Raw genomic sequence first — 21101 nt, 5'->3', positions numbered from 1 at the left:
GCGATGTCAATTTATGCTGATCGTTCGAGAAGTCGCTGTCAACAAAAAAACAAAATAAACTATTGACAGCTTGTCAATTTTCAGGTTTTTCGAGTATAGAGAAAGTATACCCATACCCCAAAAAGCATCGGAAAAACCGCCTTTGCGGGGCGGTATTCTTTGCGGCGTCGAGTATGCGTTTGTTTTAGTTGAGATGAATGTCTCCGATTTCGTTTTGAGCAGGATATCCATTAGTCCCCGGTTTGTACTTGATTCGGGCAAGCATCGGCATGTCGTATGCTTTCGTGATGTCGCTGATTGCAGGGATTTCGAGTCTCGTGGCTTTAGCAATCTTAGTTTTGATCGAGTCAGAGATCGTGATCGCTGTTGCGTGACTTCCTGTACCGTAAAGTCTGTGCCAAAGATGACGACCCGCGTGCTCGCCGGACATTACCTGCAACTCCATCAAAACCGTTTCTGCGCCTGTTTTGGTTTGTCCAATTTTGGCGGACTTGATTTTGATCATCGCATCGTGTGTTGGCATTGTTTCTCTTGACTCTGATTGTTTGACGACAATCGTAGTGTCGACAGGCTTTTTTGTTTTGCGCTTTAGACTGTTGATGTGTGACTTAGTAAAGAGTTGGCAGGATCTCCAGGCTGCGGCCTCGTTACTTTCGCCCGCGCGCGGGCGGTTACGAGGGTATTGTTGGTCGCGGAAGTATTCGTTTCCGGCGTGCATGGTGTTGTCGATTCCGAATAAGCGCTTGGCGATTTCTTCCTCGGCTGAGGAAGTTATCATGCCGCTGAGGATGCGATTCAGTTCATACGAGCGTCCGCGCGCGCCTGTTTGACCAGTGGCTTTTCTCGGCGCGCCGGGTTTGTATTCAGTCTCAATTCCATACGTAGATTGATGGAGTTTGTAGTCGTCGATGTCTGCTGGTGCGCCGGGATTGTAGAAGCTGATAGCGAATTGCTGGCGGTCGGGGTGTGCTGTGTAGATGTAATAGCATTGGCTCGGCACCTTCCAGCATGGGTCTACGACTTTGAGTAGTCTGCCACCTAGGAACTCGTCCAGGTGCTCAAGGATGGCGGCGCAGATGACGTTGTGTTCCGCAGGGTAGTACGGGCGGGATGCTGCGATGACGATCCTGAAGCGCGGTGCGGCCAAGGTGTGGCTGTGGCTTGTGTAAATGAAGTGCTCAAGACCAAGATCAAGGAGGGCGTCTTCGGCTTCTTCTAGAGCGATCATGTCGTCGTCATAGTCCTGGCCGAGCTTCTGGTCGACGTCGAAGATGACCAGCGTGGAGGTATTGATGCTGACGTCATTGCGAGTCGGGACGCGAAAATATGCAGGTATGAAAGTGGATGCTTTGGACTTGTCAGCCAGCACCAACGGATACTCAAAAGATGTCTCGAAAAGTGCTTTGAAAGACTGAGCTACTTGCTGAGTAACCGTGTTAGTCGAAGCGGTAGTTTGGGTTGCATACTGAAAAGCCATCTTTTTTATCTCTCTCATAATCCAGGGTTCTCTTGCCCTGTTACAGCTATTATCAAAAATGAGCACAGGCTGATGCAATGCTTTTTAAGAACATATCTGAAAATAAATTAAGTCTCAAAGCTGCATCCCGGTTATATGGGCTTATTACGGCGTTGTAGGGCTTACGAGTGTGCTGATGAGCTTTCGGTGGCGGAGATCAGCTTAATCCGACTTTTCTCAGCTGGGAACTGTATGGAGAAACAGTTTTTCTTAGCCAAATAGCCATTAGCCACCCCCAATGCTATCTCTCTCTTTATATATAAAGAAGAAGCGTGGAGGATGCATCGGGGGTGACTTTGCGGGTGGGTACCTTTTTGGCTAAGAAAGACGCTCTTTGATATCGCTTTAGTATCAACTAACAGTTTATCGGTGGTGAGGATGAATATGCCCAGGATAAATGTTTCGTCAAACTTGAATTTAGGGCTTGTGTCAGGTGAGGCTCAAGTTTGATAATGGATTCAGGTGCAAGAGAGACACCTAAAAAGCAAAGCGAGTTTGTCAATGCACACCAAGGCTTACGCAATCAACTTCACTATCGACGGCTACGAAACCCTCACTACTACTAACGTCATGCAAGTCGCCGAGTACCTCCGCACTGACTATCCGAAAGTTGCTCGCGTTATCAATATTGATGGCAATGTGATCTCCGCGATCAAAGCAGCACTCAAAACCGCTTCTGGTATTGCTTCTGCTGAAAAGGGCGTTATAGCAAAAAACATCTATGACTTGTCGAAAGTCGAGTTAGCAGTTCTGATCGCATCAAACGACAGCAGCGACGAAGCTTTCGACCGCGCAGCCTTCGAAATCGCCCGAGATGCCTTTACCGCTGGTGACCTGGACGGTAAAGCCCAAACCCTTGCAGGCGCTTCAGGCCGCACTCAGGAAGCTTGCTTACAGCTGATCAGAGCCAAGTTGTCCCGTAAAAAAACGGAGCTGGTATCGCATCTGAAGAGCCTCAAAGACATTGGACAGGCCCCGCTCGACGCCGCCGAGGTTCGCGACTACATCTTGTCAACAGAAGGCGCTGCGCTCCTGGCCCTTCCAACGGCCTACGGCAAAACCAGCAAAATCATCGAGCCTGTACTCAGCGAAGAAATGGCGCGTGGAAGCAAAGTCTTGGTGATCAGCCACAGGCGCTCCATCAACCGCAACATCGCCCAACTCGAAGGCATTGTCAGTTACGACGAGTGCGACACTCCTGACGTCCTGCAAAGCGCCCAAGGCCTCAAGATCGTCGTCAACTCACTCTCAGCTCACAAATTCAAAAGCTTCATCGAAGCAGCTGATGTAGTAGTGATCGACGAAGCATCTCAAGTAATCGCTCACGTCCTCGGTGGCGAAGTGAAAAACAGAGAAGCCGTCTGGAACGCACTGCGGTTTGTCGTCAAAAACGCGAAAAAAGTAATCCTGGCTGACGCTGACATCAACGCCAGGTGCGTGGAGCTTCTTGCTGATCGCCCATCGAAGCTTTTCAAGGTCGCTCAGGATCACAGCGACATCACGGTCAGGACGTCGGATTCGAGCACTGTGCGCGGTTTGGTAGTTAAAGCTGCTAAGGACGGTAAGAAAATCTTGGTCGCCTGCGATGGCGCGCGGGAAGCAGCAGCGCTCGGCAAGTACATCGAAAAGAAAACGAAGAGGCCCGCGCTGGTCATCACTGCCGAAAACTCAAAATGGTCAGAGCAGGCAGCTTTTATCGCTAACCCAAACTCGACCCTACATGAGATCGTCATTTATAGCCCGGTGATCACATCCGCACTGTCGATCACTTCCAGCCACTTCAACGCCCATTTTGGACTCTTTAGCGGCCAAGTCGTACCGCCTGACTGCATCCAAATGCTTCGCCGTGATCGGACGGCCAAGGCCTTTACTGTGGGCCTGAAAAACCCGGACTACAGAAAAGCCGAGATCGTAGAAATCGCTTTCAGGAAAGAAATGGTTGCGGTCGAGGAGTTGTTCAAGGGCCTAACGATCAGTGCCGATGCCAAAGCTAAGATCCGCACAGCAATAGCAGCTGACAACGCTCCAACAGCCTTTGAGGCGCTGCAGTACAACCACTGCTCGAGCGAAGCGTGGCTCAAAGACAACATCCAGTACAACCTGCCAGCTCTGCTTCTGATGCAAGGCTTTAAAGTCGAAGTCCTTGAGTGTGACGGCGAGATGTCGAAGGCCGGTTTTGTAGCTGATTCCCAGGGTCGTAAATCAGTAAAAAGCGAAACCGCTGCGAAGCTGCTCAGGGCATTGCCGGCCAATACCGAGGTCGTACATGCAGTGAAAGATGGCGGCTCGAGGGATGAGGCTGAGCATCTGGCCGTGATCAGGGCGCGTGCTCAAGAAGTCATGGGACGCTCACAGCTGTCCCAGGCAGACGCGAAGCTGTGGGGGGAAGGTGAAGGCGAGTCAAAGATAAAGCTCTTCAAAAAGCTCTACAGCATGACCTCTGTGAGCCCTGAGGACGAACTGGCGGTGTTCTCCAAGATTCTTCCAGCCATCGCTGAAATGTCGCTTACTAAAGGTTGGAGGGCAGATGACTCCGCAACCCTTTTCGACATCCTCAACGCCATCCGCTCCAAGGTCATTGGCCTGGGTATCAACATGCCGCGAGCCGCGACTACAAAGGCTAAGCAGGCCGCTGTAACCAACATCTTGAAATGCTTCGGACTCAAGACTCGCAAAGTCGATGGCGGTAAGTCAGGCGATTACTACATCATCGACCAAGAATCGCTCAATCAAATGGCCAGCTACTTCAAAACCGGCGCGCCACTCTAAGTAATCAAATGGCCATGGATGGTCATCCTTCCTAAGTTTATATACCTAACAAATTTTGTTTGTCGAAGTTCGATTTATTTTAATTTTCTCTATTGTGCCGCCAAAGGCTCCTCTTTATTATAGAAATATAAGAGCAACAATAATAATAAGAAAGGCCTTATATGAACATGTTAGTACGGTTGCCCCAGCTCATCGACATGACTGAAGTCGATGATATCCGTAGAGAGCTCCTCCAAGGCTTCCAGAACGTCGACCCAGGCCTCCTCGAACTGATCACTGATACATGCCTTGCAGCACTTAAAAAAGTGGATTGGAACGCTTACAACGACCAGCGCTACGGTCGTAAGCCGATTCCAATCGATGATGTAATTTTCCTTCCGTCACTCCCTCCAGTGCCAAAACCGTATCGATCCTGGCCAGAAGTTCACATCTCTAAGTTTGGCGGTCTCAAAGGCCTTGAGTACGAGCCTAAGTCGCACAAGGTCAAATACGTCATCGAGCACACTTACCAGCCCGATTGGATAGATGCGCTTAACGACCGGATTTTTTACGAAGCGAAAGGCGTAATACCAACACTCGCTGACGCAGCAAAATATCGCGCGGTAGCAAAAGATAATGACGTTCACTTCGTCTTTATTCTCCAAGAACGAAACATAATCTGCCCGTTTGCAAGACCAAGAAAAGATGGAAGCCGCATGACCCATGAAGAATGGATGAAAAAGGAGGGCTTTGATTACTGTTATCAAGGCGAAGAGGGAGAGTTCCTCAAGTCGGACAGATACAAATACCTGGTAGAAAACGTGGGCAAAGGCCAGAACAGCTTAGAAGAAGCTTTGCGCACAAACAACAAGTAATAACTGTTACAATATACGCATAAAAATAATAATAAGAAAACTGCAATGCGAAAAATACTTGGTATCGATCCTGGCCTCTCAGGAGGACTATCTGTAATTGATGAGCGATTTAACCTTGTAGCCTGTTATCCAATGCCGACTACTGTAGGCGAGGACGGCAAGCGCAAAGTTGATCCTATTGCTGCTTTCAATCTGCTATCAACTTACGACATTGATTTGGCCGTGGTCGAGAAAGTTGGCGCGCGGCCAGGGCAGGGCGTTACTTCAATGTTTAGCTTTGGTGATGCTTTCGGAGTTATTCGAGCTGTTGCTGCGCTGGTTGCCAAAGAAGTTAGGTTTGCCAGGCCACAAGAGTGGAGGGGCTGTCAGGGACTCACAGGCTTGAGTAAAGAGCAAATCGCCGAAGTTGCTTACGAGGTTTTCGAGGCTGAAGCCATCTACGGTCGCAAGAACAAGACCGGCGCGCGGGCAATCAAAGACGGTATCTCCGATTCATTGATGATTGCCAAAAGTGGCGCGCGGTTCTTGGAGTGAGGTGATGGCAGCTAAGGCACTCACAAAAAAGATCATCACTGATCTCGAAAAGTACATTACCCAGACGACCAGCTTGAAGATCGCATGTGGGTGTGCCGGCGTGCCTTCGTCCACGTTTTACGCATGGCAAAAGGCCGCCAAGGAAATCGAAGAAGAGGGCAAAGGCGAGTCTGACTTAACCAAAGACGAGCTATTGCTGTTGGAGTTTCTGGAGCGCATTGACCTGGCCAAGGCGAAATCTTGCAAGCCAGCTATCGACGCGGTTATGAAGGCAATCAAACAAGGCGATGCCAACCAAGCCGCGCGTCTTCTATCTCGTCGCATGCCTGAAGAATTCGGTGATTGGAACCGCAAAGAAGTCACGATTCGCACTGAAACAACTGAAGAAACAACCACTGGTATTGCCCTAATCCCATCAATGGGTGGCGATTCCGACCTCGATTTAATGCTTCAACAACAGCAATCCGACGCTTTGTTGCTCGCAAAAACAAAAACAAGCGAGCTCAGCTGATGATCAAACAACGCACTTCATTCGACTGTGGTGTCGCTACTTTGGCCAACGCATTGGCGATCAGCTACGAGCAAGCTCTGGATCTCTACGGAGCTGACAAACAACGCAATGGCGTGAGCATTCAGCACACCGCATCGATCCTGTTCAGCCTTGGCTATGCCCCTGTGTATATCCCATTCCCAGGATTCAGCAAGGCCAGCGGAATCACCATGGGCACAGCAAGCCCAGAAATCCTCGAAATCTTCGGCCACCCCGCAATCCTCCAGGTACTGACTGCATCTGGACTCGTCCACCAGGTACTTTTTGACGGCAAAAACATCCACGACCCAAGCCACTCTGTCGATGCCCCTCGAACAGTTAGTGACTACTGCCTTGTAGACGCTTTGTTTGTGATCAAACAAGGCCAGGCGCTTGTGCGCAAAAAAGGCTCTTGGAGCATTTACGAGCCATATAAGGCTCCAGTGAGTCATATACGTTTCATGGACGGTGGCGTATGAGCTCCGCTGGGAATCTGACGGCTATCGCCAAGGCCACTCGCAATATCGTATGGCAGCCGCTGCCGGGCTCGCAATCCATGTTCATGATCTTGGGCCAGCCTCAGTCCTTGGTCAGGGAGGTGCTGTTCCATGGATCGCGTGGCAACGGCAAATCTGATGCGTTGATCATGGGTTTCCTTCAGCACGTTGGTAAAGGCTGGGGCCCTTACTGGCGGGGCACGATTCTCCGCAAGGAATTCAAACATCTGGAGGACTTGGTAAAGACGGCAGGAATGCTGATCCCACGAATCTTTCCAGACGCGGTGTGGAACGAGAGCAAGCACAAATGGACGTTTGCGACAGGCGAAGTGCTGATTTTTAATCACATCAAACACGTGCGGGAGTACGACGGCAAATTCCACGGTCATCAGTATGCGTACATTGGATGGGACGAACTGGCCACCTGGAATTCGGTAGAAATCTACGAGGCAATGATGTCCACGCTTCGCACTGCATACCAACCGACAAAAGCCCAGCCGAACTTACCACCACTGCAAGTCCGGGCCACTACAAACCCGTGGGGATGCGGCAGGACATGGGTGTATGAGTATTTCTTGGAAGGTAAAAAACCAGGAGAAATCACATACAACGCCGATGGCACCCGGCAGCGATGCGCGCTCTTCGGCACGGTATTTCAAAACACCCATATCGACGAAGGTTACATCCGTAATTACCTAGCTCAGCTCATCGATCCAGCGAAAAAAGCTGCCTGGCTGCTGGGTGACTGGGAAGCTGTCGATACGGGCGCGATGTTCGGCCCTGTCTGGTCAGCTGAGCGCCTGATCCTTGAGCCGTTTGATATCCCAAGGCATTGGAAAACAGATCGGTCGTTCGACTTTGGCCAATCAACACCTTTTTGCTGTCTCTGGTACGCGGAAACAAATGGTGAGGCCATCACTGTCAATGGACGAACGTTCTGCCCACCTAAAGGCACGCTCATTGTGGTCGGTGAAGACTACGGCACTGAGATCGACGCAAAGACTGGCAAGCAGACTAAGGCTGACGCGGGCCTTTACCTGTCCGCGAAACAGATTGGTGATCGTCTCAAGATCCGCGAAAACAAACTCCTCGAAACGGTGCTCAAGAATCACCAGAAAGTGCAGGCCGGCCCTGCGGATAATCAGATACACAATGGCTCGAAGGTCGACCAGGGCAACGCCCCAACGGTTGCAAAGGAACTCAAGGCAGCGGGAATGGAGTTCGTCAATTCAGACAAGAGTCCTGGCTCCCGTGTCACCTCGGCACAGCTTATGTTCGACCGTCTGCACGCGACGAAGACGCAAGATCCGAGCAAGCCCCACATCTACTTCTTTCCGTCCTGCCGGTTTGCTCTCAAAACATTGCCGTTCTTACAGCGTGACGATGATCAGCCGGATGCCGTGGGCAAGGGGCCTGATGACCATGCTTGGGATGCCTTGGCCTACAGGTTGACATGGAAGCGCCCGGTGACTACGGTGCAGCGCGGTATACGTTAACGGATTAATGGGTTGTATTGGTACATCCAATCGATGTAATCAGGGCTAGGCGTATCGATTATTATTTCCTGATGATGCTGATGGTTTTCTTTGAAAACGGTGTAGTTTTGTCGCTTGTTTTGCTCTATCTGTAGCCTTCTTTGGGGAATTCCGTCTTCATATTCGATAACATACTTCGACCAGATTCTGCGCTGGGCTGTGAGGGCGTTATTGTCGTTGCTAGTTATTTTTTCGCGCCCGTTGCCGAGAGAGAATGCGTCCAGAATTAGTTTGTTAGGGGTTGAAAAATCAATGATGGCCACAATTCCTGAACTGCTGGAGTTCTTGAGGGTCAGGCTTTTGTTTATCATTATTTCCATATAGCGCTCAAAGATCCGCCTTGCATTGAATTGCTCAGTGAATAGTTTTCTATTTGGCTGGCGAATGCCAAGGCGTGGGAATGTTCCTGGTTTTAGTCTATAAACAGTCATGAATTTGACCTGTATGGATGTGGTGTGCAGGTAGCATACTCTAAAAAAACATGTCTAAATATTGTTAACACTTACGAGTTAGTGGATGTTCGTGGGCGGTTGGTTTTATTGGTTTTTGCCGGCTTTGCAAGAGAAGGGTGTCAGGCTAAATTTAACGCTTACGAGTTAGTGAAAGTTAATTCTATGCTCTGGTATGTTGCGTTTTGAACTTCAGTGGCGTGTTATAATATTTGAATAATCATAAGAGGCATGACCTAAATGTCCGTAGCAACTCGCAGCCTGCGCTGCCAAAAATTTTATGATGACCGCGAAATGACCCGCGCCGTTCGTGGGGGCACGGAGACCCTTCGCGACGCCGGTATTAAGTACCTCCCCAAAGAGCCTGGGGAGTCTCAGGACTCTTACAAGCGACGTTTGGCTAGATCTTTCCTTACAAACTACTCCGACCGAACTGCGAAGAATTTGGCTTCAAAACCTTTTACAAGGCCCATTGTCGTCAAGAGTGAGCAGTCGCAAGATCTAGCTAATGAGTATGTAAAGGCTGTTGATGGTAAAGGCACGAGTTTGACCGGCCTGAGTTCTACGGTTTTTGAAGACGCGCTTTGGAACGGGTCGTCCTTTATCGCCGTGGACTGTGCTATCGATGGTGGCCGACCCTACGCGTATCACCTCAGTGGCGACAACATCCTGGGTTACAGGCTGGACGAAGACGACCGGATGATCGAGATCCGCATCCAAGAAAAAGCTGTCATCGTGGACGGACAGTGGGGTGAAAAAGAAGTATCCAGAGTCAGGGTGTTCAAGCGCGATGGTGACGTTGTGACCTGGTCTCTCTACGACTGCGAAGGAAATGACAGTCCGATAGTCCAGGATCAACCTTTTGCGCTCAAAGAAATTCCCGTAGCTCCCGTTCATTCATCTGCTGTTGTTTCCAGCGGTGAGCTGTTCGCGCACCCGCCGCTGAAAGACCTGGCATATATGAACATCCAGCACTACCAAGAGAGCTCGGATCAGTCAAATATCCTGAGAATCGCCCGAGTCCCAGTCCTTTTTGCCTCGGGTGTTGCCGATGACGCGGCCATCGCCATCGGCTCAGAATATGCGATCAAGGGTGAAGCCGGGGCAGACCTGAAATATGTCGAGCACAGTGGTGCTGCCATCGGCGCCGGGCGTGATTCGCTCAAGGATTTGGAAACAAAAATGCAGAGCTACGGTTCGGATATGCTCGAAAATTCCGGGGCTGTAGAAACTGCTACGGGCCGCGCACTACGTGCTGGTGAGACAAACAACAAGATTGCGATGATGGCCCTGAACCTGGCCTCGGCGGTCGAGAAAGTCCTAGGCTGGATTGCTTATTTTAACAAAGTGTCCGAGCCTGATTTCCACGTTGACATCAATACGGAGTACGGAATTAACAGCGCCCCTGAGGAGCTGACAGCATTAGCAAGCGCGCGAACGATGGGCGATTTGAGCAGGGAGGATTACCTGCAGGAGATGAAGCGTCGAGGCATTCTTCGTAACGAATTCAGCCTTGCTGACAACGCAGATCGTATCGCTACAGAAATGGTTTAACTTAACCAAAGGAAAAACCCCGACACGGTGGTCGGGGCTACTCTAGGGCGGATTAGATATTACGTACGAGGTGCCAATTTACCAAAAATAGGGTTGTCGCTAACCCAAGAGTCGAACCGCATGCGCATGATCGTGCGCTGGATGAAGCCCAGTCGACTGTCACGTTCCAAGTTTGCGTAGACCACATTTTTATAGTCGAAGCTGTAACCTGGTGTGTAGTTGGTGAATTCAACATGATCAAAGTCCGTGATCGCAACGTTGAAAGCCATACACCCTTCGCCCTTGCTATTGAAAGTGAGCACGCCGCGTTGAATATGCCTGTCCTGCGGGTTGAGACCATTCGACGACGAGCTAGATTTAATTCCAGTCAGCTGGCAGAAACCCTGCTTGTACTGCCAACGTTCATCACTCTCAACGAAGTTGCTTGGCAAGCCCAAGGCAAGCAACGTCTGGGAATCTTTGCCTTCAAACGTTAAATGAGCGCCGGTCTCGTAAATGCCTGGTCGTCTATTGATCGTGAACGCTTTTTCGAGCATATCCAAAGTCATGGTCGCATCAATATGCTCGATTTTGTTGCCATTGATGATCCCAACACTACCCTTGAATTGGTCGTCTAGCGGATTGCGTACGAATCCCAATACGATATCTGCGAGCACCCAGAAAGTGATCAGAATCACAGCGGCTTGTTTAAATGTGCGCTTTTTGATCATTGCGTCAGAGTCCTTCCTTGGCTGCTGAAGCGGGAGTCTACCTTGGCTAAAAATGGTGGGCTGACAAATGCGAAGAAGACAAAAGTCAGGATTACGCCGATGTGCTCCCAAAGCATCTCACCAGCCATCACGGCCAGAGAGCTGCTCGCTGGGAGGGTCTGAGCAACGAATGCAACGACTGGCTTTAGAAATTGAGCTAACTCGGAAGGAAAGCCCATCATGCTTTGCATGTTGAGCAACGAGACCTTCATTGCTTCGCGGAAGGAAATCCCATCAACAAAGCCCGCAAGGATGAAGGCTGGAGCCATCACCAACACCATCAGCATGAACCAAACTACGCGGTAAAGAATTCCCATTTTTTTACATTCCAGCCGCGTTCAACAATGGGTTTCCTGTCTGACCTGGCGTCCCACCGGTTTTGTAAGCGTTAACAAGCACGCCGTTTTTGTTAAACTCAACGACGGTGTTCTCAAATTTGTTCGGCTGAAATGGCAGTGCAGGTATCAAAGTGTATGTATAAGTCCACACTTCTTTACCCATGATTTCTGCTTTTTGGGGTGGATTTCCAATAACCGCAATGACATCAGCTTGACGCGTTTTCCCTTTTTTTAACGCATCGATCTGTTGCTGCGTAACATACGTTCCGGTACTGTAATCTAATCCTGCAGTTACTTTTTTGGCTGCAGCACAGCCGCTCAATAGTGCTACCGACAAGGCTGCTACTGCGAAAATACGTACTTTGTTCAAAACTGAGTTCCCTTCGGTTACTATCTGGTCATTCCATGATGGCGAAATGATACCTTCGTCTGAGGATCGTAAAGACTTTTTAAACGGATGTCACCCGGAAAGTCCGAGATAGAGCCTTTATGACCACAGCGCTTGAAACTAAACTGGAGAGATACAAATGTCGAAACTCGCGGAATTCCGTCAACTTGAACAACAGCTTGCCGCACAGATGGCCGAACTCGAGGCACTGAAAAACGATTCAGGCCTGAAGAAGGAAATCGAGTTTGAGACCAAACTTCGCGCTTTGCTGGACGAGTACGGCTACAGCCTCAGCAAGATCATCGCGCTGCTTGACCCGCAAGCCGCACGCCGAGCTCCAGCCACCGCTACCGAATCTAAACTTGGAACCCGTAAGCCACGACAGGTAAAGATCTACAAAAACCCGCACAGCGGCGAAGTCGTTGAGACTAAGGGCGGCAACCACAAGACGCTGAAAGAGTGGAAAGCTGAGTACGGATCCGATGTAGTTGAGTCCTGGCTGGCTAAGTAAGACTGTTTGAGTACAAACAAAGGGCCCACGCAGGGCCCTTTTTGCTGTCATGGAGGAGAGTATGCAGATCAACAAGCCTCAGCACCTTCAGGCCCTGCGGGAATTCCTGGGCAGTACCAGGTATCTCTTGTGCGTCGATCTCGAAGCGACTTGCGATGAGTACCCGGAAGGTCTTACAGACGAGCAAAAGCTTGATCATAAGCTTCTGGTTCACCGTGACGAGATGGAAACCATTGAGGTAGGCGCGGTAGTTCTAGATCTGCATCAGGGGGCGACCGTTGTCAGTGAGTTCTGCTGTTTTGTGCGGCCTGTGCTGAATCCGGTTCTTACCTCTTTCTGCAAGCGCTTGACCACAATCGACCAGGTTGATGTCGACAGCGCTGGGACGTATGACCAGGTTCGTCAAAGGCTTGATGAGTACCTTGCTCCGTTCAAAGCTGACGGGCTGATGTGGTGCTCATGGGGTGACTACGATGCAAAGCAGCTCGAGGCTGACGCTGTCAGGAACTCCTGTGCTCCCATGCTCGCTGATGTCGTTCACACGAACGCGAAGAGGTGGCACTGGAAGGTGCTTGATTGCCGGGCGATGAGCTTGAGGCCTGCCGTGGAAAATTCCGGGATCGAATGGAGAGGCCAGTACCACCGTGGGATCGATGACGCTCGCAACCTTGGCTCACTGGTGGGTGAGATCCTGCATGCTGGCTGAGCCTGGTGAGACGGCAGTATGATGGCGGTTTGAGTGCAAACTAAGGGCCCTGCGTGGCCCTTTTGCTGTCAGGGGTAGGGTGTATGGGGTCAAGAAACCTCTGTACCTAGCCGGGGCGGAATTTTGGCAATGTATAAAGGCACGCTTCTCTCCAGGATGAATGGGAAGTGACGTAGTTGCCCAAAAGTCATTTTGTCGCCCCTTTTTACTTCTACGAACTGAATAGCGTCTGCGTTGACCCCGACCAGATCTGGCCACCCCATATGTCGAATGCCTAGAAGGTTATGATCATCGAGAAATACATCTCTACAAAAGTCATATCCCAATGCCCGAAAAATCAATGCGGCATCTTCAGCAGAGGGTTTGCTGTAACAATTCAGATTCACTGGATCTTGAAAAGCCTCGCCAAGATTGTCAATTATATTGTTGAAGTATTGGCGAGTAAAAAGTTTTGCTAGCGTGTGTTCTAAATTCTTTGCATAGCTGTCGCGAAAGCTTGATATTCCAAGCTCTTTGAAGAGTGGGCGGTAAAAATACCCTGATAGCATATCGTATAGGTCATTCTCCAGCCACAGCCAGCGCATGTCTGTAGTTTCCTCTAGGTGCTTCATGACCCTTAGCTCTCGTAAAGGGCCTACCCACGAGACGGGGATGCTGCGTACTTCAACTTGCACAGTAGAAAGTTGGATGTTTAGAGATTTTCTACTTAAAAGGTGAAGCTTTCCATGCTCAGTAAGCTCTCGATCTTTGCTGAGAATGTTCTCCGAGATGAGGGTGTTTGCTTCTGTCCTGAGTAGCTTTTCGCCTCTCAATAGCTTGTCAAATATTGGTTTTTCGTCATTGCTTAACCACGGGCGATAACTAAGTTCAGACAATCTGTTTTTTCTGATTAGAGTGAAGACGCCTTTCAACTGGTCTCCGTAAAAATTAAACCAGGTAATACTATCAATAAGCTTCCATCGTGAGTGTGGTAGCACTAGCTCATTTAGCGTTTTATCCCATTTTCTTAATTCAGCTGGAGACTTTGCCAGGAATTGACCTGAGCGTGCAAAGAAAATATCAACCCCTATTTCATTTGCAAAATCTACCACTGCTCTTTTGTAGTAAATGGTTTGTCTGCCGGTTCCAGCTAAAAACATATCACTCCAATTTGGGCGTGGAATAAAATTCCGATCTTTGTCCGTTGAGCTTTTAGCCTGATTTTCACCAAGGCGTTACAACACCGAGCGCCTAGAAGTTTCGACTAAGACGATTAAGCCAATACCGATAATCATTATAATGACGCCCGCCACCATCTTTTTCATACCACTACTCATGCCAGCTCTCTATGTGTTGATGGCGAATGGCCTCCTTATAACTGCCTACAGAGGTTGCCGTCAAACCGCGTTGCGAGTGGTGGGCTTCGGTGATAGCGTGCGATGATGAGACAGCCGCTGCTCGACTTAGACCTTAAACGCGTTACTCGTGAGCACTACATCACGGGCAAAGCTGCGATCAATTTCCCATCTTTCGGCGGCACGACTGGTGGCTGGCACTCTATGGCGTATTGGGATCGAGACACTGGTACGTCCAAAGTTTCTTTAGCGGGTATACATTATTCGGACACCAAGGCGTTTTTTGGTGATGTCGGGATCTTCGATGTAACCCATGCGCTCATCAGTCTCGGGTGGCATGTGGATGGGCAAGCTGTTTGGATGGCGGATCACTACAGGGCCGCAGCTGACATGATCGCCAGGTGGGCTTTGAGCGATTCGAAGTACTGCAACGTAGAGATCGATGACTGGTTCCCTGCTGAGGAAGATAGGCAGCGGTTTCTCGATCTTCTGGCCACAGCTTGGCCACGGCTACATGAGCTGGGCCGCTTAGAAAAAGTAGAGTACTGGCTGCGTTATCAGTGAATCAGCCAGGGTTCCGAGGGGCGGACTGTACATGACCCCGGCCATCATCATCGCAGACAAAGTAGACGCGCATGGGCGACCACATATGCTTGGTGTGAACCAAATCGTCGTTGAGGTCGAGCGAATAGCCCGAGTCGTCGACATTAATCACTTGGGCCAGCTCGGCATCAGTGAAGTCGTGCACGCACTCGTCAAAGCTGACGCCTGGCTCACGGCTCGACAATACTTGGCACAGGTGCTCCCGCAGCGAAAATTTAACCGTCCCACTGTAAAGCCAAGCCTTGTATTCGGGTGAGTTAAACATGTATGGCTCGTAGGTTGTTGTCAAATCGGGTGGGTGACGGTGTTTATAGCTTTGCGGTTGTTTGTCGTCAAAAGGTTTGTGCGCAAAAGGCCCCGTGGGGCCTGGAGTTCATGTGGCTGCGGTATTGAATGAGGTTAAGCGATGTAATCGTAGTAAGGACTATCGTTGTCAGCAGTTGCACTTGCTAAGCCAGAGATAAGTGCAGGGTTAGTCCGGTTGCCGTCGTACAGATCATAATCATCCGCAAAACGATCCCAAGCTGACTTAGTGAGGCGCTGAACGATATAAAAGTGAATGGATGCGGGCTTGCGCTCGTTGATATGTACAGTCACGCCATCGGTCGTAGCAAAGTACTCGTGACCACCATATGCGCAAAAAGGTTCGTAGAACGTATTGAACTTGGACATTTGTATTCCCATATGACTGTTGTCTTTAACTCGACTAATTAAATGTTACCAGTGTGGTTTTGGATAAATCAAGAACTTTCGCTAAGCTTTGTTGCATGGCATTTTACTATGTAATCATCAAACTATAATTAAACCCTTGCGGGTGCTGGCCCAATCGAATTTATGGATGCTGGCGCGCGGAGAATATATTCGGTCGGCGCGCGAAGTTTGTGTTGCCACGCGCGGGGTCAAGGGCGTTCTTCTTAGCCAAAAGGGGGATAGCTATACCGAACTACGCTGATGAGGGCTGTTGTCGTATCCTGTTTGGCTAAGAAACACTAACTTAACCAGGTTGGTTAATTTCAGTACGGGTTGACGGATAAATAGTTTCAAGTATACGTGCGAAAGTTGTGGACTTGGATAAAGTGCGATGGATACAATGAAAGCATAATAAAAAGAATGTCATATAAGGCATCATGATGAACCCCGAAATCACTGCTGTTACAGCTCGAACCGCTGATATCTGTGCAACTTACCTGGTCGGCGGTTTTAGCGGGCGTAGGGAAGTCGGCACAAGACGTTACACCCAGCCGCTCGACATCTTCCGCACTAAATACCTAGGCCCGCTTGTAAAGATGTGTGCGAGCGCAGAAGCCGGTGACTCAAAAGCCATCAACGCACTGCATAAGGTAATCAAAACCGAGCTCCAGCGCGCTAAGTGGTTCCGGTTTGATGGCAAAGTGTACACCTTCAAAATCAACTCCTTTGACACTGACGCTCTGGCTTACCTCATGGTGGAAGTCATGGCTCAGGTCAACGAAAAATAAAAACTATAAGGGTGAGAGAGATGAGCAAGTTGATCAAAGATTTTATCGTCGGTTGTGTTGTCGAGTCTGACTTCACTGCACTGGCTAGCCTTAAACTCCAGGAGTCTGGTGTCCTGGAAAGCATCTACATGTCACTGTCGCGCGACCTGCGTGCTGCGGAGACGATGCTGAGGCGTGACACACTTGACTACGCATACACTGACGCACATCGCAAAACGATGATCGAGTTGGCCAGGGTTTTCGGCACCGTGCAAGTCTTAAAGGGTGTGAGCAACTTCGCGCTACCAAACGACAAAGCACTTGTTGAGTACTTCCTTAGTAATGGTGGATTTACAAAGCTCTCCACCCCCGACCTCAAAAGCCTCGCAATCTCCGCAGCTGTTGGTAGTCAAACCGGGGTTGCACACACTATCGTCGACTGGATGATCAAAAACATCGGCAAAAATGATATTGCTGAAGATATTTATCAGATATACGAGTCTAGTACCGATCCTTGGATTTTCCGCCGCATGTACGAAACAGGGTTGTTGGTTACAGTGCTAAACGCCACGCTCCGGGGAAAGATACGCGTACTTCCGGCACTACTAGATAATGTCGATGCACTGAACGATCTGGAAAAGCTCCAGGTACTAACCGCAGTCTTCAGAAAAAGACCTCAAAGAATCTAAAAATGTTTCCTGTCAAGCCCCCTTTGATCTTTTAGTTGTTATAATGGAGCCATAACAATAAGAAGATCCTTGGGGGATCCATGCAACAGCAAGTGCAAAACCTGGTTGTATTCAAAGCTTTCGGCGAAGATGATTCGGCAGCCGATCCTATCGAAACGCCTAACATCACTTCTACTCCAGAATTCCAAGAGACTCTTAAAGCCGAACTGGCAAAAGCTCTTGCTGCAGAAACTGGTGGATTGAAGTCAAAAAATGCTGAAATTTTGGCAGAGAAGAAGAAAGTCCAAGATCAGCTCAATGCCATTCTCGCGCAAGCTGAGGATGAGCAAGACCAAGCTGCGTTGAAGTCCGGGAAGATGGATTTCCAGGCGTTGCTGGACAAGCGAGTCAACGCTGCAAACGCCACTTGGCAAGAACGACTCCAGGCTGAGCAGAGTGAGAAGCAAGAGCTGCGCAAAGTAGTTGAAGCTGAGAAAGGCCGGTTGAAGCAGTTCCAAATCAAGCAATTGATCGGTAACGAAGCTCTGAAGAATGAGTTCTTCCAGCCTTCGGCAATCGACGATCTGATCAACCTCGCCGGTAGCTCCTGGGAGTTAACCGACGCTGGTGAGCTGGTAAGCCGTGACCAACACGGTAATGTGCAAATGGGTAAGTCCGGGCGAGCGTTGTCGCCGAAAGAGTGGATTGAAGGGCTCACTGAATCTCGTCCGCACTACTTCAAGACAATGCCCGGTAGCGGTGGGAAACAGGGCTCTAGCGGATCTGGTAAGAGCATTACCCGCGAGGAATGGCAGAGCATGATCATGCTTTCTGATGCTAAAAGTCAGACTGAACTGTTCGCTAAGAGAGCCAAAGGCGAAATCGTTGTTGGATAAGTAATATTTCAACAACTGGGACTTAGCCAAGTCCCAGTTCTCAAGCTGGTTGGGCCAGCGACTGTTTTGCTCTGTGAGCGACAGGTACGTCACGCATACCAACATAAAAACAATAATAAATAGGTATATCAATGTCTCAAACTAATGCACTCGTTGTCCTGCGCGCTTTTGGTAATGATTTCGAAGCGCTGATTAACGAAACCATCCTGCCGGTTGCTATGTCCCGCTTGCGCGGTCAACTGACTATGCCGAGGCTCATTTCTGTCGACAAGGCAGACGAAGCTAAGAAAGTCGGTGAGCTAGTTCGCGTCAACAAGCCTGTCGAGTTCGATAAAGCTGACGAGCACGGTACTGGCGGCTCTGTTGCTACTGATCTGAACGTCGAGAAAGTCGAGCTACGCCTTGATCGCCATGTGTACAAAGAGTTCAAGCTCTCTGACCGTGAATTCACTGGCATGCAGCCAGGTGTCATTCCCGATGCGCTGGCGGCTGCAGTTGATGTTCTTGCGCGTACTGTTAACGAGGCTATCTTCGCCATGTACGCTGAGGTTCCATACTTCTCCGGCATGCTGACATCTACCAATGGGCGCGATAAGAAAGATCTTATCGAAGCTCGTAGGGCGCTTCATAGTAGAAAAGTTCGCGGCGACAGGAACCTGGTTCTCACATCGGATACTGAAGCCGACCTGCTGGGCATCTTCACCGTTGGCTACGAGCAGCCAGCAGAGAAAGAGGGCATCATCGGTCGTAGATTTGGCTTCGACATCTACAGCGATGTACAGGCTCCAATGCACTTCTCGGGCACTGCATCCGTCAGCAATGCAATCAAGACGTCGGTAGCCGGCAACGTAGGCTCCAGCCTGCTGGTTCTGAGCGGCGCAGGTGCAAACGCAACGTTCGTAAAGGGAGACATCCTAACGGTCGCTGGCACTGATCAAATGTTCGCTGTCACCGCAGATATTGCTGCAGACGAAGACGGTGCCGTCGCTGTAGCTGTTACTCCTGCTATCACCCAGGCAATTGCATCCGGTACCTCCGTGTCGGTTGTCGGCGACCACCCGGTTGACCTGGCTTTCAGCAAGACCGCCTTCATGATCGCCTTCCGCCAACTCGAAACTCCTGCGAACGCTCCAGGCGTGACCATGGGTAGCATGACCGACCCAGAAACAGGCATCACCCTGAGGCTGCTCAGCTGGTACAACGCCTCGACTGAGAGCACGCATTGGAAGCTCGAAACGCTGTTCGGCACTAAAGCTGTAGCTCCTGAACGCGCTAGCCGTCTCGGCGGGCACTAAGTAAATCTGGGGCTGGGCGAGAGCCTGGCCCTTTTACTTTTCAGGGGATAAAGATGAGCGAAATTACTGCTGTAAAAGACCGGAACGGGGACATCCTGCAGATCGTCGCGCCAGGGAAAAGCCTGGGACGAGGGGAGCTGTTGGCAGCCAACACAATCTTCACCAGCGAGCCGACCGCAACGGAGGCCGTGTACATCTTCTGCACGTCTGTGATTCATGTCGCTGAGGGCTCTGTGGTGACTGATGAGAACGCTCCTGCAGACGCTCGCTCCGGCATCTATTTGCGTTCAAATCGCGGAGCGAAGATCTCCGTGAAACTCATGGAAGGTGAAGATCCAGCAACCGTTTGGATCGCCGGGGTTAAGTGATGAACATCATCCAGCGCGTGCTGCTATCGCTGAAGTTGCGTCGTGCTTTGAAGAGAGCTGGTGGTGTTGAACCTGGCGAGCCTGGAGGCACTTGGGTTACTTGCCACGCTGATGGTACAGCCATGGTTGGTGGCAGCGGCGCCGGGCCTGGCACGTACCTTACCGTCACTTTCCCGAATGGCTCAACAGCTTCAACGACTGTCAGGGCTTCCGGGGCCTGGCAAGTGGTCTCAGGCATCCTGGACTCGTGCCCTTTAGCCGGGGATCTGGAGATTGTCACTGGTGACCCGACATCTGTAGGTGTAATCGATAGCATCGAGATCACGCCTGACGGGTCGTATCTAATCAGCGGCCATGGCGGTCGAGCTGGTGACGTCTTTACAGTGACGATTGCGGGTGAGGGGTTCGAACTGCATTTGACCGGTGCTGGCACCTGGTTTTTTACTGTCACTCCATCCGTCACACCTCCGGACATTGGCCCAGGGGACGGCGAGGTTGGCTCCGATTACGTGCCACCTTACGTGATCAGCATCACTCCCGTCGGTGACGGCACATACGCGGTGCTTGGTGGTGGTGGGAAGATCGGCGACACCCTCAACGTGATTGCCAACGGCGTATCGTACCCGGTTGCCGTTGGCACAGATGGCGACTGGACGGCTGTCGTTGGAGTCAAAGACACCGAACCTGGAACGCCTCCGGATGTCGAGGTAGAAGAGCCTTACGTTGCCCCGTACATCATTTCTGTTACTAACAATCTGAATGGAACGTACACGATTACAGGTGGTGGCGGGCGAGCAGGCGATAGGATCACGATCTCTATCGACGGAGAATCCTTTGAGGCGATTATTGAAACTGACAACGAATGGTCTGTGACTATCAAGTATGTCCGCCATATTGATCTTGGGGACGTGGACATTATCGTCAGCCCTAAAGACCTGGAAGGATTTGTGTCAGCTTCAGATGCCGTATATGCGGATGTCGACGGAAGGGCGATGGTTGAGTGTGCCGATGACGGTCGCTATATCGGTTGGGAATTTTTCTTTGCTGCTGTCAAAAATTTCGTTTCAATACTAACAACACCAATCGCCACGTTCTCGTTGCCTGACCACAACGGTTTCCCAAAGAAGACCATCAAGATTGGTTCGACTTACATAAGTGTCTATGACTACAAGTACGTCATCTATACCTCGCAGGATTTAATCGTCGGCACGGAGCGTGTGGTCGAAAAGAACTACATTTTTGGCAAGGATTGTAACGCTCACAAAACCGATCACACAGCTTATTACTGGAAGAGATATGGTGATTTTGACCGCCTCACCCGGTATGACGGAGTGGATTCAGATATTGTTGTGAATACCTCTGCATTTGGCGGTAATAATCTGCCGATGATTGTCAGCCTGGGAGATAAGGATTGGGTGGTCAACAACACCTTCTCAATCTCTGTTTTAATCGATCCAGTGACAATGGAGACTACGCTAGGGAAACTCCGAACAAGTCTCCAAGTATGCTGAAATACAGCCTCACCACCTGCCCCGAGTGCGTCATGAGCCA

24 protein-coding genes are annotated in these 21101 nt (G+C 50.2%); 16 read left to right on the top strand and 8 right to left on the bottom strand.

What is annotated here, in order from left to right:
- Positions 1-184 precede the first annotated feature (184 nt).
- Complete coding sequence (locus tag GHO03_RS07995) at positions 185-1495, bottom strand: hypothetical protein (protein WP_256668457.1); 1311 nt, start codon at positions 1493-1495, stop codon at positions 185-187.
- A 522-nt stretch (positions 1496-2017) separates the two neighbouring features.
- Between GHO03_RS07995 and GHO03_RS07990 the strand changes: the two genes are divergently transcribed.
- The 6 genes from GHO03_RS07990 (at position 2018) to GHO03_RS07965 (ending at position 8195) form a co-directional block, all read left to right on the top strand.
- Positions 2018-4285, top strand: a complete 2268-nt coding sequence (locus tag GHO03_RS07990; RefSeq protein WP_256668455.1) for a replication protein RepA — start codon at positions 2018-2020, stop codon at positions 4283-4285.
- Between the two features lie 197 nt (positions 4286-4482).
- On the top strand, positions 4483-5139 hold the full coding sequence (locus GHO03_RS07985; protein ID WP_178110295.1) for a hypothetical protein: 657 nt from the start codon (positions 4483-4485) through the stop codon (positions 5137-5139).
- A 45-nt stretch (positions 5140-5184) separates the two neighbouring features.
- The gene (locus GHO03_RS07980) at positions 5185-5673 is read left to right on the top strand and encodes a hypothetical protein (RefSeq protein WP_095021441.1); all 489 of its coding nucleotides are present in this window, start codon (positions 5185-5187) and stop codon (positions 5671-5673) included.
- A gap of 4 nt (positions 5674-5677) precedes the next feature.
- Positions 5678-6184 (top strand): hypothetical protein, encoded by a 507-nt coding sequence (locus GHO03_RS07975; RefSeq protein ID WP_153399560.1) that lies wholly within the window; start codon positions 5678-5680, stop codon positions 6182-6184.
- Positions 6184-6681, top strand: a complete 498-nt coding sequence (locus GHO03_RS07970) for a hypothetical protein (RefSeq protein WP_256668453.1) — start codon at positions 6184-6186, stop codon at positions 6679-6681. The genes GHO03_RS07975 and GHO03_RS07970 overlap by 1 nt, the downstream gene beginning before the upstream one ends.
- The gene (locus GHO03_RS07965; RefSeq protein WP_153399557.1) at positions 6678-8195 is read left to right on the top strand and encodes a hypothetical protein; all 1518 of its coding nucleotides are present in this window, start codon (positions 6678-6680) and stop codon (positions 8193-8195) included. Before GHO03_RS07970 ends, GHO03_RS07965 begins: the two co-directional genes overlap by 4 nt.
- Here GHO03_RS07965 and GHO03_RS07960 read toward each other — a convergent pair.
- Positions 8192-8665, bottom strand: a complete 474-nt coding sequence (locus GHO03_RS07960; RefSeq protein WP_153399555.1) for a hypothetical protein — start codon at positions 8663-8665, stop codon at positions 8192-8194. The genes GHO03_RS07965 and GHO03_RS07960 overlap by 4 nt on opposite strands.
- Positions 8666-8923: 258 nt before the next feature.
- Here GHO03_RS07960 and GHO03_RS07955 point away from each other — a divergent pair, with 258 nt between their 5' ends.
- Entirely contained in the window at positions 8924-10237 is a 1314-nt protein-coding gene (locus GHO03_RS07955) for a DUF4055 domain-containing protein (protein ID WP_256668452.1), read from the top strand.
- Between the two features lie 59 nt (positions 10238-10296).
- Here GHO03_RS07955 and GHO03_RS07950 read toward each other — a convergent pair whose 3' ends face one another.
- Genes GHO03_RS07950 through GHO03_RS07940 form a run of 3 tightly spaced genes read right to left on the bottom strand, consistent with a single transcriptional unit; the run spans position 10297 to position 11694 of the window.
- Positions 10297-10947 carry a hypothetical protein gene (locus GHO03_RS07950; RefSeq protein WP_153399553.1) on the bottom strand — a complete coding sequence of 217 codons (651 nt, stop codon included), beginning with the start codon at positions 10945-10947 and terminating at the stop codon, positions 10297-10299.
- Complete coding sequence (locus GHO03_RS07945; protein ID WP_153399551.1) at positions 10944-11303, bottom strand: hypothetical protein; 360 nt, start codon at positions 11301-11303, stop codon at positions 10944-10946. Before GHO03_RS07945 ends, GHO03_RS07950 begins: the two co-directional genes overlap by 4 nt.
- A 4-nt stretch (positions 11304-11307) precedes the next feature.
- Complete coding sequence (locus GHO03_RS07940) at positions 11308-11694, bottom strand: outer membrane protein assembly factor BamE (protein ID WP_153399549.1); 387 nt, start codon at positions 11692-11694, stop codon at positions 11308-11310.
- A 157-nt stretch (positions 11695-11851) separates the two neighbouring features.
- Between GHO03_RS07940 and GHO03_RS07935 the strand changes: the two genes are divergently transcribed.
- Both GHO03_RS07935 and GHO03_RS07930 read left to right on the top strand, forming a co-directional pair.
- Positions 11852-12223: a histone-like nucleoid-structuring protein, MvaT/MvaU family gene (locus tag GHO03_RS07935; protein ID WP_153399547.1), complete on the top strand. Its 372-nt coding sequence runs from the start codon at positions 11852-11854 to the stop codon at positions 12221-12223.
- Positions 12224-12284: 61 nt separating this feature from the next.
- A complete protein-coding gene (locus GHO03_RS07930; RefSeq protein WP_153399545.1) occupies positions 12285-12929 on the top strand; it encodes a 3'-5' exonuclease in 645 nt (214 codons plus the stop codon).
- Positions 12930-13018: 89 nt separating this feature from the next.
- On the opposite strand, the gene GHO03_RS07925 is transcribed toward GHO03_RS07930, so the two are convergent.
- Positions 13019-14068, bottom strand: coding sequence for a hypothetical protein (locus GHO03_RS07925; RefSeq protein ID WP_153399543.1), 1050 nt, complete (start codon positions 14066-14068; stop codon positions 13019-13021).
- Between the two features lie 282 nt (positions 14069-14350).
- Between GHO03_RS07925 and GHO03_RS07920 the strand changes: the two genes are divergently transcribed.
- The gene (locus GHO03_RS07920; protein ID WP_153399541.1) at positions 14351-14827 is read left to right on the top strand and encodes a hypothetical protein; all 477 of its coding nucleotides are present in this window, start codon (positions 14351-14353) and stop codon (positions 14825-14827) included.
- 1 nt (position 14828) lies between these two features.
- Here the strand turns inward: GHO03_RS07920 and GHO03_RS07915 are convergent, their stop codons facing one another.
- Both GHO03_RS07915 and GHO03_RS07910 read right to left on the bottom strand, forming a co-directional pair.
- Positions 14829-15131 carry a hypothetical protein gene (locus tag GHO03_RS07915; RefSeq protein ID WP_153399539.1) on the bottom strand — a complete coding sequence of 101 codons (303 nt, stop codon included), beginning with the start codon at positions 15129-15131 and terminating at the stop codon, positions 14829-14831.
- Between the two features lie 134 nt (positions 15132-15265).
- Positions 15266-15538: a hypothetical protein gene (locus tag GHO03_RS07910; protein WP_143518822.1), complete on the bottom strand. Its 273-nt coding sequence runs from the start codon at positions 15536-15538 to the stop codon at positions 15266-15268.
- 458 nt (positions 15539-15996) lie between these two features.
- Between GHO03_RS07910 and GHO03_RS07905 the strand changes: the two genes are divergently transcribed.
- The 6 genes from GHO03_RS07905 (at position 15997) to GHO03_RS07880 (ending at position 21061) form a co-directional block, all read left to right on the top strand.
- Entirely contained in the window at positions 15997-16344 is a 348-nt protein-coding gene (locus tag GHO03_RS07905; RefSeq protein ID WP_153399537.1) for a hypothetical protein, read from the top strand.
- A 20-nt stretch (positions 16345-16364) separates the two neighbouring features.
- Positions 16365-17012: a hypothetical protein gene (locus GHO03_RS07900; protein ID WP_153399535.1), complete on the top strand. Its 648-nt coding sequence runs from the start codon at positions 16365-16367 to the stop codon at positions 17010-17012.
- Positions 17013-17092: 80 nt separating this feature from the next.
- A complete protein-coding gene (locus GHO03_RS07895; RefSeq protein WP_153399533.1) occupies positions 17093-17887 on the top strand; it encodes a hypothetical protein in 795 nt (264 codons plus the stop codon).
- Positions 17888-18018: 131 nt separating this feature from the next.
- On the top strand, positions 18019-19182 hold the full coding sequence (locus GHO03_RS07890) for a P22 phage major capsid protein family protein (RefSeq protein WP_153399531.1): 1164 nt from the start codon (positions 18019-18021) through the stop codon (positions 19180-19182).
- A 53-nt stretch (positions 19183-19235) separates the two neighbouring features.
- Complete coding sequence (locus GHO03_RS07885) at positions 19236-19550, top strand: hypothetical protein (RefSeq protein WP_153399529.1); 315 nt, start codon at positions 19236-19238, stop codon at positions 19548-19550.
- A complete protein-coding gene (locus tag GHO03_RS07880; RefSeq protein ID WP_153399527.1) occupies positions 19550-21061 on the top strand; it encodes a hypothetical protein in 1512 nt (503 codons plus the stop codon). Before GHO03_RS07885 ends, GHO03_RS07880 begins: the two co-directional genes overlap by 1 nt.
- The last annotated feature ends 40 nt before the right edge of the window (positions 21062-21101 follow it).

Origin of the sequence: Pseudomonas sp. FSL R10-1339 (assembly GCF_009600545.1) — a bacterium.
GTDB classification, from domain to species: domain Bacteria; phylum Pseudomonadota; class Gammaproteobacteria; order Pseudomonadales; family Pseudomonadaceae; genus Aquipseudomonas; species Aquipseudomonas bubulae.
This window is presented reverse-complemented; position numbering and strand designations above follow the sequence as displayed.